The 13,784-nt window shown below is 46.5% G+C and carries 17 protein-coding genes; 1 reads left to right on the top strand and 16 read right to left on the bottom strand.

What is annotated here, in order from left to right:
- Nucleotides 1-3: 3 nt before the first annotated feature.
- The 7 genes from ACKTS9_RS00085 to ACKTS9_RS00055 form a co-directional block, all read right to left on the bottom strand.
- Nucleotides 4-1,341, bottom strand: a complete 1,338-nt coding sequence (locus ACKTS9_RS00085) for a virulence-associated E family protein (protein WP_117534038.1) — start codon at nt 1,339-1,341, stop codon at nt 4-6.
- Nucleotides 1,310-1,954 (bottom strand): CHC2 zinc finger domain-containing protein, encoded by a 645-nt coding sequence (locus ACKTS9_RS00080; protein WP_117534040.1) that lies wholly within the window; start codon nt 1,952-1,954, stop codon nt 1,310-1,312. The genes ACKTS9_RS00085 and ACKTS9_RS00080 overlap by 32 nt, the downstream gene beginning before the upstream one ends.
- 65 nt (nt 1,955-2,019) lie before the next feature.
- Nucleotides 2,020-3,600: a MobQ family relaxase gene (gene mobQ, locus ACKTS9_RS00075; RefSeq protein WP_117534042.1), complete on the bottom strand. Its 1,581-nt coding sequence runs from the start codon at nt 3,598-3,600 to the stop codon at nt 2,020-2,022.
- Nucleotides 3,601-3,781: 181 nt separating this feature from the next.
- On the bottom strand, nt 3,782-4,171 hold the full coding sequence (locus ACKTS9_RS00070) for a DUF5301 domain-containing protein (RefSeq protein WP_029731695.1): 390 nt from the start codon (nt 4,169-4,171) through the stop codon (nt 3,782-3,784).
- A 298-nt stretch (nt 4,172-4,469) separates the two neighbouring features.
- On the bottom strand, nt 4,470-4,766 hold the full coding sequence (locus tag ACKTS9_RS00065) for a DUF3847 domain-containing protein (RefSeq protein WP_005927679.1): 297 nt from the start codon (nt 4,764-4,766) through the stop codon (nt 4,470-4,472).
- Nucleotides 4,759-5,100, bottom strand: a complete 342-nt coding sequence (locus ACKTS9_RS00060; RefSeq protein WP_005927681.1) for a DeoR family transcriptional regulator — start codon at nt 5,098-5,100, stop codon at nt 4,759-4,761. Before ACKTS9_RS00060 ends, ACKTS9_RS00065 begins: the two co-directional genes overlap by 8 nt.
- On the bottom strand, nt 5,097-5,285 hold the full coding sequence (locus ACKTS9_RS00055; protein WP_005927683.1) for a hypothetical protein: 189 nt from the start codon (nt 5,283-5,285) through the stop codon (nt 5,097-5,099). The genes ACKTS9_RS00060 and ACKTS9_RS00055 overlap by 4 nt, the downstream gene beginning before the upstream one ends.
- 484 nt (nt 5,286-5,769) lie before the next feature.
- Between ACKTS9_RS00055 and ACKTS9_RS00050 the strand changes: the two genes are divergently transcribed.
- Complete coding sequence (locus ACKTS9_RS00050; RefSeq protein ID WP_006573790.1) at nt 5,770-6,576, top strand: helix-turn-helix transcriptional regulator; 807 nt, start codon at nt 5,770-5,772, stop codon at nt 6,574-6,576.
- Between the two features lie 97 nt (nt 6,577-6,673).
- Here ACKTS9_RS00050 and ACKTS9_RS00045 read toward each other — a convergent pair whose 3' ends face one another.
- The 9 genes from ACKTS9_RS00045 to ACKTS9_RS00005 all read right to left on the bottom strand — a co-directional run bounded on the left by ACKTS9_RS00045 (nt 6,674) and on the right by ACKTS9_RS00005 (nt 13,588).
- Entirely contained in the window at nt 6,674-7,201 is a 528-nt protein-coding gene (locus ACKTS9_RS00045) for a hypothetical protein (RefSeq protein ID WP_117534044.1), read from the bottom strand.
- A 67-nt stretch (nt 7,202-7,268) separates the two neighbouring features.
- Entirely contained in the window at nt 7,269-8,708 is a 1,440-nt protein-coding gene (gene aph(2'')-Ia, locus ACKTS9_RS00040) for an aminoglycoside O-phosphotransferase APH(2'')-Ia (protein WP_001028144.1), read from the bottom strand.
- Nucleotides 8,709-9,101 carry a GNAT family N-acetyltransferase gene (locus tag ACKTS9_RS00035; protein WP_000393259.1) on the bottom strand — a complete coding sequence of 131 codons (393 nt, stop codon included), beginning with the start codon at nt 9,099-9,101 and terminating at the stop codon, nt 8,709-8,711.
- 68 nt (nt 9,102-9,169) lie between these two features.
- Nucleotides 9,170-9,547, bottom strand: a complete 378-nt coding sequence (locus ACKTS9_RS00030; RefSeq protein WP_003533403.1) for a TnpV protein — start codon at nt 9,545-9,547, stop codon at nt 9,170-9,172.
- A complete protein-coding gene (locus ACKTS9_RS00025) occupies nt 9,507-9,869 on the bottom strand; it encodes a helix-turn-helix domain-containing protein (RefSeq protein WP_306767393.1) in 363 nt (120 codons plus the stop codon). Before ACKTS9_RS00025 ends, ACKTS9_RS00030 begins: the two co-directional genes overlap by 41 nt.
- A 190-nt stretch (nt 9,870-10,059) precedes the next feature.
- Entirely contained in the window at nt 10,060-11,676 is a 1,617-nt protein-coding gene (locus ACKTS9_RS00020) for a recombinase family protein (protein WP_407878196.1), read from the bottom strand.
- 111 nt (nt 11,677-11,787) lie between these two features.
- Nucleotides 11,788-11,976 (bottom strand): transposon-encoded TnpW family protein, encoded by a 189-nt coding sequence (locus ACKTS9_RS00015; RefSeq protein WP_066522963.1) that lies wholly within the window; start codon nt 11,974-11,976, stop codon nt 11,788-11,790.
- A gap of 14 nt (nt 11,977-11,990) precedes the next feature.
- Nucleotides 11,991-12,833 (bottom strand): ATP-binding protein, encoded by an 843-nt coding sequence (locus ACKTS9_RS00010; RefSeq protein WP_087221213.1) that lies wholly within the window; start codon nt 12,831-12,833, stop codon nt 11,991-11,993.
- Nucleotides 12,830-13,588: a phage replisome organizer N-terminal domain-containing protein gene (locus ACKTS9_RS00005; protein ID WP_072854084.1), complete on the bottom strand. Its 759-nt coding sequence runs from the start codon at nt 13,586-13,588 to the stop codon at nt 12,830-12,832. The genes ACKTS9_RS00010 and ACKTS9_RS00005 overlap by 4 nt, the downstream gene beginning before the upstream one ends.
- Nucleotides 13,589-13,784 lie beyond the last annotated feature (196 nt).

Genomic DNA, 13,784 nt, shown 5'->3' with positions numbered 1-13,784 from the left:
TTTTCAGAATGGAAGCTCCATCTGTTCTGTGACCTCCACAAAACCGTCCATCGTTTTTTCAGACGGGTTGCTTAAGTCCGTTGCCGGGTTTTCACGCTCCCAGCCCTTTTGTCTGCCATATTCTGAAAACATTCTTGGGTTCGGGAAGTACCTCCAGCCGGAAATGCACTGGTTCATAATCTCGTTGATTTCCCGGATTTCCCATTGCTTCGGCTCGTCAAAAGCATGGTTCAAGGCTTCCTTGTAGATCTGCTTGGAGCAGACCATGCTCCCGGTGTACTTATCAAGATACGCCTGTATCATCCCTGCTTTGGTGTCCTCCGGCATAAAATCCCGCTGGTGTTCTTTGAGATAGCGCTGCATGGCGGGGCTGAAAGCCAGCTTGAACCTGCCGCTTCGGTAAATCTCCATCGCTTCTGCCCACATCTGCTCGATATAGGCTCTGGAAGCAGCTTCGTCCTCCAAAATGTGAACCTCGGCTTGCTCCGGGTACACCATGACGGGGATAAAGCGGCGGTTGCCGGAACGGTCAAGGGGCAGGAAGTCCAGGGCATTGGAAGTGCCGCCAAACACGCACTGACGGGGGCGGTCTGCCGGGTGGGTTTCATAAGGTATCTTGTAAACCTCTTTCTGCCGGCTTAAAAATGACTTGATTTCCTCAATGCTCTTGGCGTTGGCGGTTGCCATCATTTCCGACATTTCGATAATCCAGTGACCTTGCAGCTTGCGGTACACATTGTCATCGTCCAGCTTCCGCAAATCATCGGAGAACCACTCGTCCCGGACTGCCAGCAGACGGAAGAAAGTGGACTTGCCAGCCCCCTGACCGCCGACCAGACAGAGCATGATTTCAAACTTGCACCCCGGCTGAAAGGCTCGTGAGATTGCACCCAGCAGGAACAGCTTCAATGCTTCATAGGTGTAATCGTCTGCGTCAGCCCCCAGAAAGTGCCGCAGGCAGAAGCGGATTCGCTCTGTCCCGTCCCACACAAGGGAACTTAAATAATCCCGGATGGGGTGGTACTTGTTTTCATTCGCCACAATCCCGATGGCGTTATCAATCTTTTTCTCATTGGTAAGCCCGTAGGTTTCTTCCAGATAAAGAAGCAGATACTTCATATCTGTATCGTTCAGGGCGGTGCTTTCCCTGTGGAAGCCGATGGGCTTTATGATGTCCTTGCGGTCAGTCAGGATGTTGTATGCGATAGCCCCGGAAAGCAGCGGGTCACGCTGGAATACAGTCAGGCAGTTCCGTATGCTCTGACGGACACCGCCTTTCTCGGTAGTTTCCAGCCCCTCCTTGATTTCCTCAATGCTCTGGGGTGGCTGCATGGCGTTCATGGTGTTTTTTAGTTCTTGCTGCGTCTGCGGCGGCAAGCTCTGCCATTCGCTGTTCAAGCTGTATCACATCCTTTCCGTAGTCCGTAATCAAAGCCGCTTTTTCCTCTGTTTCCCCGAACAGCAGCACATCCAGCAGATACTCCACTTGGTCTTGCTTCTGTAAGGCTTCTATAAACCGGGGATGAAAGGCTTCCTCCGGGGAGTGTGGGGCGTAGTCCGTTCTCCATGCCCGAAGCAGATGGAGATAATCAGCAAGAATACGGAAGCAGCGGTTCTTTGCTTCCTGAAACTGTTCCTCCGGGGATTTCTGCCGGGGCTTTGGCTTTTTTTCCTTTCCCGGCGGCTTCCAGTCCTCATAGGAAAGCCCGAAGTCCTGTGCCAGTTGTACGGCGGCTTCTTTCTTTCCCAGCCCATACAGGGCGGCGGCAAAATCAATCACATCCCCATCCGCACCGCAGCCGAAGCAGTGGTAACGCCGATCCAGCTTCATGCTTGGGGTTTTATCGTTATGGAACGGGCAGCAAGCCATCCCGTTCCGACCTACATGGATTCCATAATGCTCCGCAGCCTGTCTTGTTGTGACGGACTGCTTCACAGCTTCAAATACATTCAAATCTATCCCTCCTTGAAAAAAAGAAAAGCACCTGACATTCTCAATCTGAAAATGGCAAGTGCCTGTTAAAGTTCCATATCCTGTTGTTTGTGTTTTGTCTGCACCGGGGCAGTTCTTTGTGCTTTTTTCTCGTCCGCCTTATCCTGCAAGACTTCTTTGAGGGGCTGCTTCTTGGGCGGCTCTTTGCTTTCTTCTGTGCCGGGGGTGGCTTTCCGTACCCAGTAGCGGATGTCCCGCAGCTTCTTCAAATCCTCCTGTACCTCTGTCAGCGGTACTTTCAGCTCTGCGATTTCGCTGAGAAGTTTTTCCTGCTCCTGTTGCAGTTCCTTTTGGGTGCTGTCCTTATCGTCCGGGTGCTTGGCAAGGTAGGCGGTGGCTTTCGCATACCGGGCGACCTCCGGGTGTTCCTGTTTGAATTTCTCCTTTGTTTTCTTGAAAAATATCTTCTGGTACTTCTCATAGACAGGCTTACATTCCTTGCAGTCTGTCCGGCTGGCAAGAATCCCGTCAATCACTTTGCTGCGGGCTTCCTTTGGCTTCATCTGACTGCGGTAATCTGCGGCTGATTTCCCGGAAGATTCCAGAAATACTTCTAAGTCCTCCACAGTAGAAATCCCCTTTTGACGGAGATAGGACAGGGCTTCGCTGACTGCCTTTAAGTCCTGTGAAGTCCCCCGGTTCTGTCCAGCCCTTGTCCAGTCCTTCCGTTCTTCCTTTCGTATCTCCATATACTTCATCAGCAGATTGGGAAGAAGTGTCGCTTCCTCCGCCGCCTTTTGTGCAAGCAGTTCTTTTCGTTTTTCTCCCAGCTCGGTAATCCAGCCTTTGAGGTTTTGAATGAGCTGCCGGATAGACTTCATCAGGCGGTTGGCGGCTCTGATTTCCCGGTTCAGGTTGCCGATGTTCGTCTGGATACCCCGCTTTTCCATCTGCCGGACAGCAGCTCCCTCATGGACAGTAGGGATAATATCAAGCCCCTGTCTGGCATAAGAACGCAAGTCCACACGCTCTGGGCGGTCATTGGCTTCCAGATAGCGGTTCTGGATGACCTCCCATTCATGCCGCCAGATTTCGCAATACTTCTGGTCGTTCCAATCCACCGTATCCTCCTTGTGGCTTTTCCATCTGCCGGACGGAAGTTTGATCCGTTCCCCGTTTTCGTCAAGGTCATAAACCTTGCGGCTCTTGGGAAGCCATTTTCCATGTTCGTCCATTGCCCTCATAGTGAGCATGACATGGGCGTGGGGATTGTGTCCCGGCGGATGGGGGTCATGGATTGCAAAATCAGCAATCATGCCTTTGGAAACAAACTGCTGCTCACAAAACTCCCGGACAAGGACAGCATACTGGTCGGGTGGTATCTCTCTTGGGATGGTAAGCACCCACCGCCTTGCAAGCTGGGAGTTCCATTGCTTTTCCACCGCTTCGGCGGCGTTCCATAAGGTATTGCGGTCTGCATACGACCGTGGGGCGTTTGCCGGGAGCAGAATTTCATTGTGGACGATACCACGCTTTTCCGGGTAGTGCTTCACTTGCTGGTCGTATTCACAGAACAGCTTTTCGCCGCTTTGGTAAGCAGCGGCGGCAACAGCAGACTGTCGCTGGCTGCGCTGAACAATCGTGATTTCGTTGTGCGGACAGGGCATTTCGTATCACTCCTTTCGGTAATCGGTGGATGGGGTGGCGTTTTGCCACCCCATTTTGGGCAGAAAAAAAGCAGGAGACCTTTTTCAGATTTCCTGCTCGGTGTGCCGCTGTGTGGGCGGCGGGTATTTAGTTGTAAAAGTTCGGGACAAGTTGACCCGATGTGTGGGTGGCAAACTGGAATTAATCAGTTTCTTGTAACCTTTCGAATAGTTGGCTATCAATTTTATAAATTCCTTGATAAGGCTGTTCAATATAGTATTTACCACTATCCTCATACGCAAAGATAGTACTTGTTCCTGTCTCAAACTGGAAGTCAATTTTGATATAACTTTCCACTTGTGGACAGTCTTGAACACTTTCCTTCTTAGTCGGTTCAGAACTGGAAATATCGGCGATTATTTCACTTATCCAAGTTTTGTCTGAATGACTTACTGTATTTTCCCCAAAAGTTATATCAATAGATGTAATCTCGTCGGTTTGAGGTAACGTAATAGGAGCTACCTTTTTTCCACACGCAACTAAAGTCAGTACACAAGTAAGACACAAAAACAAAGAAAGAAATTTTTTCATAAGCATATTACCTCCAAATTCCGATTAGTCGTTGACTTCATTATACTTTATTCGACCGTCAAAGTATAGAGAGATTTTGTAAAACTTGTCGGCTGGGAACAGCTTGCAACGCAAGGTGTCCCCAGATGGCAAGTTCACAAAAGGGTAGCTGGCGGCAGCCAGCGCAGGGGAAGCGTAGCGTCCCCTGTTTGATTTGAAGCAGACCATGACTGCGGAAAATCACAGCCCTCCGGCGAGGAGCCTTCGGAGAACGCAATGCACCAACCTCTGGGTGGTGTATAATTGCGCCCTTAGTAAACTAAGGGGGTTCCGGCATCTCCCGTTCCAGCAGTTTTTTCAATAGTTCCTGCGTGTCCTGTCTGTGAAAAATGAGTTTCAACAACAGCATGACATCATCATCTGTCAGGCGTTCCGGTTCTTGCAGAAAACTTTCCAGCATACCGCCACGTGTACAGAGCCGGTGCGTTCGTTCTTTTCGGGTAAGCTGCTTCAGCTGATGCTGCAATGCCTTTTCATCATTGATGGCTTTCCGCAGTTTCTTTTCGCTTTTTTCCAACTCCCGATTGAGTTTTTCCAGCTTTGATGTATCAGGCAAGGGCAGCGTCCTCCTTTCCCGGTATCAGCACATAAATCCTGTTTGGTTCTCCAATGCCCTGACGCACCCGCATGATAAGTCCGGCAGTTTCCAGTTCATTCAGAGAACGCTTGACCGTCATGGAGCTGCGGGACAGGACTGCGGCAATGGCTGTGACAGGGAAGCAGACAAAGAGGATTCCGTTCTCGTCCTCCTGCCCTTTGGAGAGCATAGCGTCCAGCATCCGGCAGTACATGACCTTTGCGGTGCTGCTGACTGGAAATCCTGTCAACGCTCTGGGAAAAGGCATACAGGGCGGCAATGGTGTGTCTATCGTCATAAATTCAAAATTCATTCTGTGTGTTCCTCCTTTTTCTTTGCTCGTTTGGATAAATAACAGGGGCAGTCAATCACAACCGCCCGGAAGCTCTGCTTGCACCCATGCTGGCATTTCCGGCATAATTCGTTGTAAGTGACACGCCCCCGGTCATTGAGGTAAAAGGAAAGCTCATACTTCCTCTTTTTGCTCATTCTCGGCATATTGCGCTTCCTCCCGTTTTAGTGTATGGTTTCGGGGCGATTTTCGGTAAAATTACAGCCATAGAGCCGCTTAAAATCTCCCGAAGTATCAGCGATAGGGTAGACTGTCCCCCTATCAGATTGTTGTGTTTCGGTATCATTTCGGTGTCAGTTCGCCAGTTCTCCCCGGTGTCGTTCCTCCCCTGAATCTCACAGCGGCGTATCGCTCCCTTTGGTACGCTCGTTTTGGTCAGGGTTCCTCCATATCCCTGCCAAAAGTCATGACGCTACATCGCCGGGGAAGCATATCCCACACAGGCTGGTCATTCGATTGGAATAATCCATCGATGAACTACCTGTATCATAGAACATTTTTGTGCCCTGTGCCGTATGTCCACAAAGTAGGAATTCGGGGTAAAAATCAGAAATTTCCACGATTGCGGAATTGATATGGTATAATCAATTCAACGGTTATAAATGTCGTTAGAAAGGGGGAACTGCTTCAATGAACGGAGCTACTACAATACAGGAACGGCTAAAAGATTTACGATTAAACAAAGGATTAAAACTGGAAGAACTGGCTGAGCAAACGGGTATTTCAAAATCGGCTCTTGGCAGTTATGAAAAAGACGACTATAAGGAAATCAATCATGGCAACCTTATCCTGCTGGCAGATTTTTATGGGGTGTCCCTCGATTATCTCTTTTGCCGGACAGAGAACCGGGCGGAGATCAACACGCCATTAAGGGAGCTGCATTTGAGTGATGAGATGGTAGCACTTCTGAAAAGCGGTCGGATTAACAACCGTCTGCTGTGCGAACTTGCCACCCATAAGGACTTTATCAAGTTTCTTGCGGACATTGAGATTTATGTGGATGGGATTGCCACCATGCAGATTCAAAACCTCAACGCCCTTGTCGATACCGTCCGGCATGAAATCATTGAACGGTATCGCCCCGGCGAAGATGACCCCCATTTGAAAGTGTTGCAAGCCGCCCATATCAGTGATGATGAATATTTCAGTCACATGGTACGGGATGACCTCAACCTGATTATCCGGGATATTCGGGAAGCCCATAAAAAGGACAGCGAGAGTGCACCTCAGACCACCGTTGCCGATGAACTGAAAGAAAATCTGGAAGCGGTTGAAAATTTCAAGGGCAGCCGTGATGAAAAGCTGGTTGTCCTTTACTGTAAGCAGCTTGGTATCAACTATAAAAATCTGTCAGATGAAGAATTTCGCTGGCTGATTCGGATTCTCAAAAAATCAAAGAAAATGGGAACGCCTATCAGCCAGAGGAAAAAACGATAAAGAAAAACCGCTGTTGCATGGTTTGTTGGCTTCCATGTAGCAGCGGTTTTTGCTGGGATTATTCAGTTGAATTTTTAGCACGACAAACTGGAATTTGTCAAAGAGGATTATTCCAATATTCCACAGTATTTCTATTTACATCATAAAAAGTAATATTACCCGCATTTATAGGCAAGACAATCGCAAAAGGTTTATTGCGGTCAATATCAACCACTTGAATTGTGTTGCCATCATCTATTTCAAGTTGTTGCACCTGCTGTTGATTCATAGAAATAAATGCTCGTTCATTATATCCCTCTACAGTAAACTCCACAATTCCTCTTTGAATCCCCGAAAGAGTTCCACCTCCACGGAAAAAATATCCGAAGGAAAGTCCTGGACGATTGACATAGACGGAAAAAGAATGGTCACTCAAATCCTGAGGGTAAGAAATATATGCAGCCATCGTGCTGGAAACGCTTCCATCGACCGTCCAATCATCCTTAATCTTCTGCGACGAACGAATATCTGCCTCCAGCTTAGATGAAGTCACGCCGATCTCATTGTTCGTATAAAGAAAACAAACAAATAAAATACAAGCAAGAACAACCCCTATCACAATTTTAAGAAATATTTTTTTCGATATTATTTTTCATTTTTTTAAACTATTTAATACTAATGTCTTTTATAATAGCTTTTCATATATTATATAATCAATCTTTATAAGTCCTTTTATAAATTTCTTTTCTACCATTTTCGATAAATTCCTGTTTAATATTTTTAATTCCATAAACAATAGTTTCAATAGGATAATATTCTTCAACTATATCTTGATATTCTTTTGCTTTCTCAATATCTATATTTCCATACATTCTTAATATATCTTCTCCAAAATTTGTTCCTATTTCTTCTTCACTATCTTCAAGTAAGTATATAAAATCACAATATTCATCTATAATTCCAGAATCTCCAAAATCAATTATTCCAGTTAATCTATTATTGCCATCTAACAATAGATGATTACAACTAAAATCATTATGGCATAAACACTTTTTACCCTCAAAAACTGTTGTTGCATTTAGTCTTTCCATAAAACTTTCTATATAATCTTTTTCTATATCAGTTAAATCATTATAAATAGTTTCACGCAACAATATATACTCTTCTAATACATTTTGTTTATTATCAATAGTACATTCACTAATATCTGTATAATCTAAACCGTGCATTTGTCTTAAAAAACTGGCAATATCTCGTTTTAACAAATTTTGTTCTTCTTCTGACATAGTAGAATAAATTTCTGGTGTTAAAAAAGTTCCTTTAATTTCTTTATAACCTAGTATAGATAATTCATCACTAATATACGAATATTCAATATTAGGAATTTTTACATTAGTTTCTAAATTTGTATTTAAAAAATTATATATTGCTTTTTCTTTTGCATAACCTTTTTTCTTATTAGTACTAAATTTTGTTTTAAAAATGTATTCATTATTAACTAAATATGCCACACTATCATAACCACTACCGATTATTTCAATACTATCTACTTTGAAATTATCAAAGTAATGCTCAATTAAATATTTCATTGCCTTAACATTTGTGGCATTATCATCATATCTATATTCCATTAAATAACAATCTTCTTTTTTGCCCTCGTGTAATTCATGTTCTGGCAAATCTTCAATAATTCTAAAACCAGATTTTTGGTATGCCCTTATTGCTCTTGGATTATTTTTATGAGGGTCTAAAATAACTGCATTAGCATTTCTTTCTTTTTTCAAAAATTCAAAAATCAATTTAATATATCTTGTACCAATTCCTTTACTCCAATAATTTGGCTCTCCTATAAATTGATCCATACCATAGACTATCTCATCAGTTTTTGGATAATGATAATCAGTATATAACTCATCATACATTTTATATATTTGTCCATATCCAATAGGAACATTGTTATATTCAATAATTACTCTAAAAACTTCATCTTCCCAAGGCTCTGTATAATGTTTTTTTAATGATTCTAATGTATATTTTTTATCTCTACCACCATAAAATTCTAATACTCTTTCATCAGTTAACCATTTTAACATCAAAGGAAAATCATCATCTATTAAAGTTCTTATACATATTTCATTTTCAACTATATTCATTTATTTATCACCTTTTTCATAATCATATACATATACTATTTCATCTTTATAATCATTTTTACCACCTAATTTTTCATATACATGGCAAGCTCTAGGATTACCTTTATCAGTTATTAAAAACATTTCAGAACAACCAATCTCTTTAGAATATTCCTTAATAAAAGATAATAATTTTGAACCATAACCTTTGTCTTGATAGTTAGGTAACATTCCTATTGAGTGTAAATAAAACATTGTTTTTCCATCAGGTCTTAAAAGTGTATAGCAATATGCAAATCCTATAATTTTATTATTTTCTTTAGCTATAAACCCAAATGAACTGGTATCATTAAGAAATCCTTTTAAATTATCAATATCAAAAACCATATTATCATCAATTAAAACTTCTTCCATAAACTTTTTTTCACGCTATCAAAACTCCTTGTCAACTTTCGATTTGTCATAATCATTCTACCATACCGTTATGAATAAATCATCTCTTGCAAAATAATTTCTTCTGCCCGGTTGTGAATGTTATTGCAACGCTGCACCCATTCCATTTGATGGGTACGCTTCAATTCCTCGGTCACACCATCGGCAGCCTTCATCTGCTCCATGATGGTGTCTAACCGTTCCTGTGCCTGTTCGTTCAGGTCTGCAAGATATGTCCATAACTCCCCGGTCAGTGTCAATGTGTTCAATCTGGCTGGGTGGGCTTCTCTTAAATATTCCCGGTGCATCCGTCCGTACTTTCCGATAGGGCGGTGTTCCTCCGGCAGCTTCAAATCTGGGATATAGTAATCTCCGACAAGGATATAATCAATTCCGTTTTCCGTTATTCTTGGTTTCAATTCGCTCATGTTCCTTACCTCCTGTGGAAGCAGGCTCGTCTGGTACTAACTCAATCACATCGGTAATCTCACAATTCAGCGTTTCGCAGATACGGGCCAATGTATCCATGCTGATGTGCTTTCCCTCTTTGCTCATGTTGGCAATCATATTCGTTGTCATACCGGCGGCAAGCCTTAAATCTTCTTTTCTCATATCACGCTCTAACAGTGTATGCCAGAGTGGTTTATAGCTGATGTGCATATTGTTTTCCTGCCTTTTTATCCATACCACCGGGGCGGCTGCCCCGGCAGGAACTTTTCTCTTATTATAACACCAATCTTGTGTAATCACAATTTATTCTTGTATCCTGCCGCTGATACCGTCTGGATTGTGCTTTTCCTTTCTTTTTGTTCCCTTTAATTAGCCATAAACTGCTTCATGCCCTGGCTTTTTGCTTGTGTGCGATAAAGAAGTAATAGAAGTGTAAAAAATTTTGCCGTTCCTATCCGGCACTTAGGGCTGTGTCGGATAGGTCGGGCGGTTATTCGGGCAAGTCAATCTTGCCGACAAAGCTGTAATAAATCTCAATGTCCTGCCTGCGGATGCCGTTCTCGTCATAGCTGCACTCATGCACCACGATTTTCTCAATCATTTCCCGCAACAGGGTCGGGGTCAGTTCTTCAAAGGCAAGGTGCTTGCGGACAATGCCCATGAATTTCTCGGCGTTGACGGTGGCTGCCTTTGACTTGTCCAGTTCGGCTTGCAGGGCGGCGGCTCTCTTTTTCAGTTCCCGCTGTTCCTGCTCATAGTCTGCCGACAGTTCCATGAAACGCTCGTCGCTGATTTTGCCGTTCACATTGTCCTCATACAGCCGCTTGATAATGCGGCTCACTTCGGAAATGCGCTCCTGCGCCTGTTCAAGCTGCTTGGTGGCTGCGGCGGTCTTTCTCTTGCCGCCGATCTCGTTCTGCTGGATAAGCAGCTTCACAAAGCGGCTCTCATGCTTGGCGGCATATTCCGTCACTTGCCGGAGATTGGAGAGGACACCGGCGGTCAACAGGTCGGTGCGGATAAAGTGCGCCGTACAGTCACGGGTGCGCTTCTTGTAGCTGCCGCAGATGTAACAGTCCTGCTTACGGGTCTTGTTCTGATACCGCTGCTGGTACATCACATGGCCGCAGTCGGCGCAGAACAGCATACCGGAGAACAGCCCCACTTCATCATAGCGGTTCGGGCGTTTGCGCTGCTTGCGTAACTCCTGCACGCGCTCCCATGTTTCCCGGTCTATGATAGGCTCATGGTGGTTCTCAAAAATGGCCTGCTTCTCGATGGGGTTCTCTACGCTGTGCTTGGTCTTGTAAGAGGGCTTCTCCGTCTTGAAGTTTACCAGACAGCCGGTGTACTCCCGGTTTTCCAACAGGTGGACAACGGTATTTGTCGCCCATTTGCACTCATAGCCGGGGTGGTAGCGGCGGGTGCTGCCCGTCCTGCGGTATTCCAGCGTCCCCGGCGTGGGGATTTGCTGCTCCGTAAGCATACGGGCAATCTTGGTCGGGCCGTTCCCGGCAAGGCAAAGCTGGTATATCTGCCGGACTACCGGCGCGGTTTCCTCGTCAACGATATAATTCTCGTCCTCGTCCATGAGGTAGCCGTACACCGGCTTGCTGGTAACGGGCTTGCCGCTCATGCCTTTTGCTCTCTTAACTGCCTTGATTTTCTTGCTCGTATCTCTCACCAGCCATTCGTTGAACAGATTTCGCAGAGGGGTAAAATCGTTGTCCATGCCGCCGTTTGCGCTGTCCACATTGTCGTTGACAGCGATAAAACGCACGCCCTTTTGAGGGAACAGCATTTCCGTGTAAAACCCTACCTGCAAGTAGTTTCGCCCTAACCGGCTCATGTCCTTGACGATAACTGTACCCACTTTCCCAGCTTCAATGTCTGCAAGCATGGCTTGAAAACCGGGCCTTTGAAAGTTCGCGCCGGAATAGCCGTCGTCGGTGTACCAGCGCAGGTTGGTAAAGCCATTCTGTTTTGCAAAGGCTTCGAGTATCCTTTTTTGATTCGATATGGAATTACTCTCACCTTGCAATTCGTCCTCATGGGACAATCTCGGATAAAGGGCGGTAATGAGGTTTTGGGTGGCTTGTCTTAACATAAAATCCTCCGTTTCCGACAGCCAGCCCCACTATTCCGTAGCTTTATTGTACCACGGAATAGGGCTGGTTGTATAGCGGCAAAAGTGTCAAATCTGCTTCTTTACAGCTTGTCAAATCGCCGGTTTTTGTGTAGCAGCGGCTTCCGCTTCCAGTACCCGCGCCATTTTGTCGGCGGCGGTGGTGGTCGTGTCTTTCTTGAAATAGCCGGACACGACAAGGACGGAATTGCCCATGCGGATTTCCGTCACGCAGTCGGGGCGGCGGGCGGTGCGGGTGTCGGGCTGCTTGTTATCTGCCATAGGCAATACTCCTTTCAGTCGGTAATCAGTTTCTTCATGCTCTCCATTTTCCGCTGCGCGGTTTCCTGCCGGAAATTCTCGCCGGTAAAACGTACCGGGACGCACATGGAAAGCAGCCGGTCATAAATCCGGGAATGGGCGGTGTCCTCCGGGTTGTGCAGGCCGTCCAGCGTGAGGTTGGTCGTGACGATCAGCGGCTTGCCGCTGCGGTAACGGCTGTCAATCACATGGAAAACCTGCTCCAGCCCGTATTCCGTTCCGCGCTCCATGCCGAAATCGTCAAGGATAAGCAGCGGATAGCGGCAAAGGCGGGAAATGTACTCGTTGCGCCCCTCAAAGCTGGCGGCAAGGTCATTGAGGATAAGGGCAAAGTTCGTCATGTGGACGGGGATTTCTTTCTCCATGAGGGCGTTTGCGATACAGCCCGCAAGGTAGCTTTTCCCGGTTCCCACGCCGCCCCAGAACAGGCAGCCGATATTGTCGGTTCGCATATCCTCCCAATGCTCCACATACCGGCGGGCAATCCCGGTCTGCGGGTTCCTGCCGTTGTCGTTCTCAAAAGTCCAGTCCCGCATGGTGGGGTCGGTAAAGCCCCGGCGTTTCAGTTCCTCCACGGTGTCAAGGTGCCTGCGCCGCTTCTCGGCGGCCTCCCGTTCCTCGCGGGCGGCTCTCTGGCAGTCGCACTCTGCCGGGTGGCGGTCACGGCCAAAGACAGCGGCCTTATCCGGCGCAAAATAGGCTTCTTTCGGCTTGCGGCACTTGCCGCAGTACAGTAAACCGTCCTCGCCGGTGTAGTCCTCCGGCTCCGGGGTGGTGGTCGTCATATTCTCCAAAACAGCGTTGATTTCGTTCTTCATAAACTCTCGCCCTCCTTGCATGAGTAGTCTGGTATGCCCTTTTTCGGGGCTTTCCTGGCTGCGTCCTCCTGCGCCCATTTGTAGATTGTGGCGGCATGGCTGCGGTATCGCTTGCCGCTGGACGCGATATGGCAGGATAGCCGGTCAATGTAGTAGTTCCACTTGTCGGGCAGGTCTGCTTTCAGCCCGTCCAGTTCTGATTGCGAAAGAAAGACATTTTCATACCGGCCATAGGCGGCGCGGGCGGGTTGTCCCGTATCTAACTCTCGCTCTCTCTCTTTTTCTATCTCTATCTCTTTCTCTATCTCTATCTCTGGTGGACAAATGTCCGCTTGATATGGTGGACATTTGTCCGCCCCGGCCTTTGGCAAGGCTTTCTGCTCCTGCAAAGCCAGCCTTGCCCGCCGTTTCCGCTCCCCCTCGGTAGAGGATTGGCCGATAAGCAGTTCAATGTTGCTCATATACAGCGCGCCGTTCTGTAACGGCTCCACAAGCCCCAGCTTCATAAAAATCTGCAAGGCTCGCTCTACGGTGCCGACCTGCTGACGGGTAATGGTGGCAATCATCTGTGCGGTGTAGGGGATATTTTCATCAAGCTGCAACTTCCCGCCGTTTTTCAGCGATTTCAGGTACAGTTTCAAGAGAATGTTGGAATAGAGGATACCGTCCTGCATACTTTCCAGCAGCACGATAGCGTCCTCGTCAAAGTAATTCTCTTTCAGCTTGAGGTAGTAGTATTTTCGGTTGTCTGACATGGTTCCTCCTTTGGGTGGATTTGGGGCGTTTGTACGCATTTAGAACGCTGTTTCCGGGGGAAAAGGATAAATGTATCGCATACCCTTTGACACCCACGAAAAAAGCCTTGATTTATGCGGGTTTGAAAGGCTCTAAAGCGTGACATTTATGCCTTTGTTTCCGCTTTCGTTCGGCGGCTTTGATTTTCTTCATGCG

The organism is Owariibacterium komagatae, from assembly GCF_045865535.1.
In the GTDB taxonomy this organism is placed as follows: domain Bacteria; phylum Bacillota; class Clostridia; order Oscillospirales; family Ruminococcaceae; genus Ruthenibacterium; species Ruthenibacterium komagatae.
Note: the sequence above shows the minus strand (reverse complement) of the source record. Positions and strands in the feature narration are given on the sequence as shown.

Bases quoted from the DNA above. Each gene is read 5' to 3' on its own strand.
- ACKTS9_RS00085 (WP_117534038.1), bottom strand. From the start codon at position 1,341: ATGAACGCCATGCAGCCACCCCAGAGCATTGAGGAAATCAAGGAGGGG.
- mobQ (WP_117534042.1), bottom strand. From the start codon at position 3,600: ATGCCCTGTCCGCACAACGAAATCACGATTGTTCAGCGCAGCCAGCGA.
- ACKTS9_RS00070 (WP_029731695.1), bottom strand. From the start codon at position 4,171: ATGAAAAAATTTCTTTCTTTGTTTTTGTGTCTTACTTGTGTACTGACT.
- ACKTS9_RS00060 (WP_005927681.1), bottom strand. From the start codon at position 5,100: ATGAATTTTGAATTTATGACGATAGACACACCATTGCCGCCCTGTATG.
- ACKTS9_RS00055 (WP_005927683.1), bottom strand. From the start codon at position 5,285: ATGCCGAGAATGAGCAAAAAGAGGAAGTATGAGCTTTCCTTTTACCTC.
- ACKTS9_RS00050 (WP_006573790.1), top strand. From the start codon at position 5,770: ATGAACGGAGCTACTACAATACAGGAACGGCTAAAAGATTTACGATTA.
- ACKTS9_RS00035 (WP_000393259.1), bottom strand. From the start codon at position 9,101: ATGGAAGAAGTTTTAATTGATGATAATATGGTTTTTGATATTGATAAT.
- ACKTS9_RS00030 (WP_003533403.1), bottom strand. From the start codon at position 9,547: ATGAGCGAATTGAAACCAAGAATAACGGAAAACGGAATTGATTATATC.
- ACKTS9_RS00020 (WP_407878196.1), bottom strand. From the start codon at position 11,676: ATGTTAAGACAAGCCACCCAAAACCTCATTACCGCCCTTTATCCGAGA.
- ACKTS9_RS00015 (WP_066522963.1), bottom strand. From the start codon at position 11,976: ATGGCAGATAACAAGCAGCCCGACACCCGCACCGCCCGCCGCCCCGAC.
- ACKTS9_RS00010 (WP_087221213.1), bottom strand. From the start codon at position 12,833: ATGAAGAACGAAATCAACGCTGTTTTGGAGAATATGACGACCACCACC.
- ACKTS9_RS00005 (WP_072854084.1), bottom strand. From the start codon at position 13,588: ATGTCAGACAACCGAAAATACTACTACCTCAAGCTGAAAGAGAATTAC.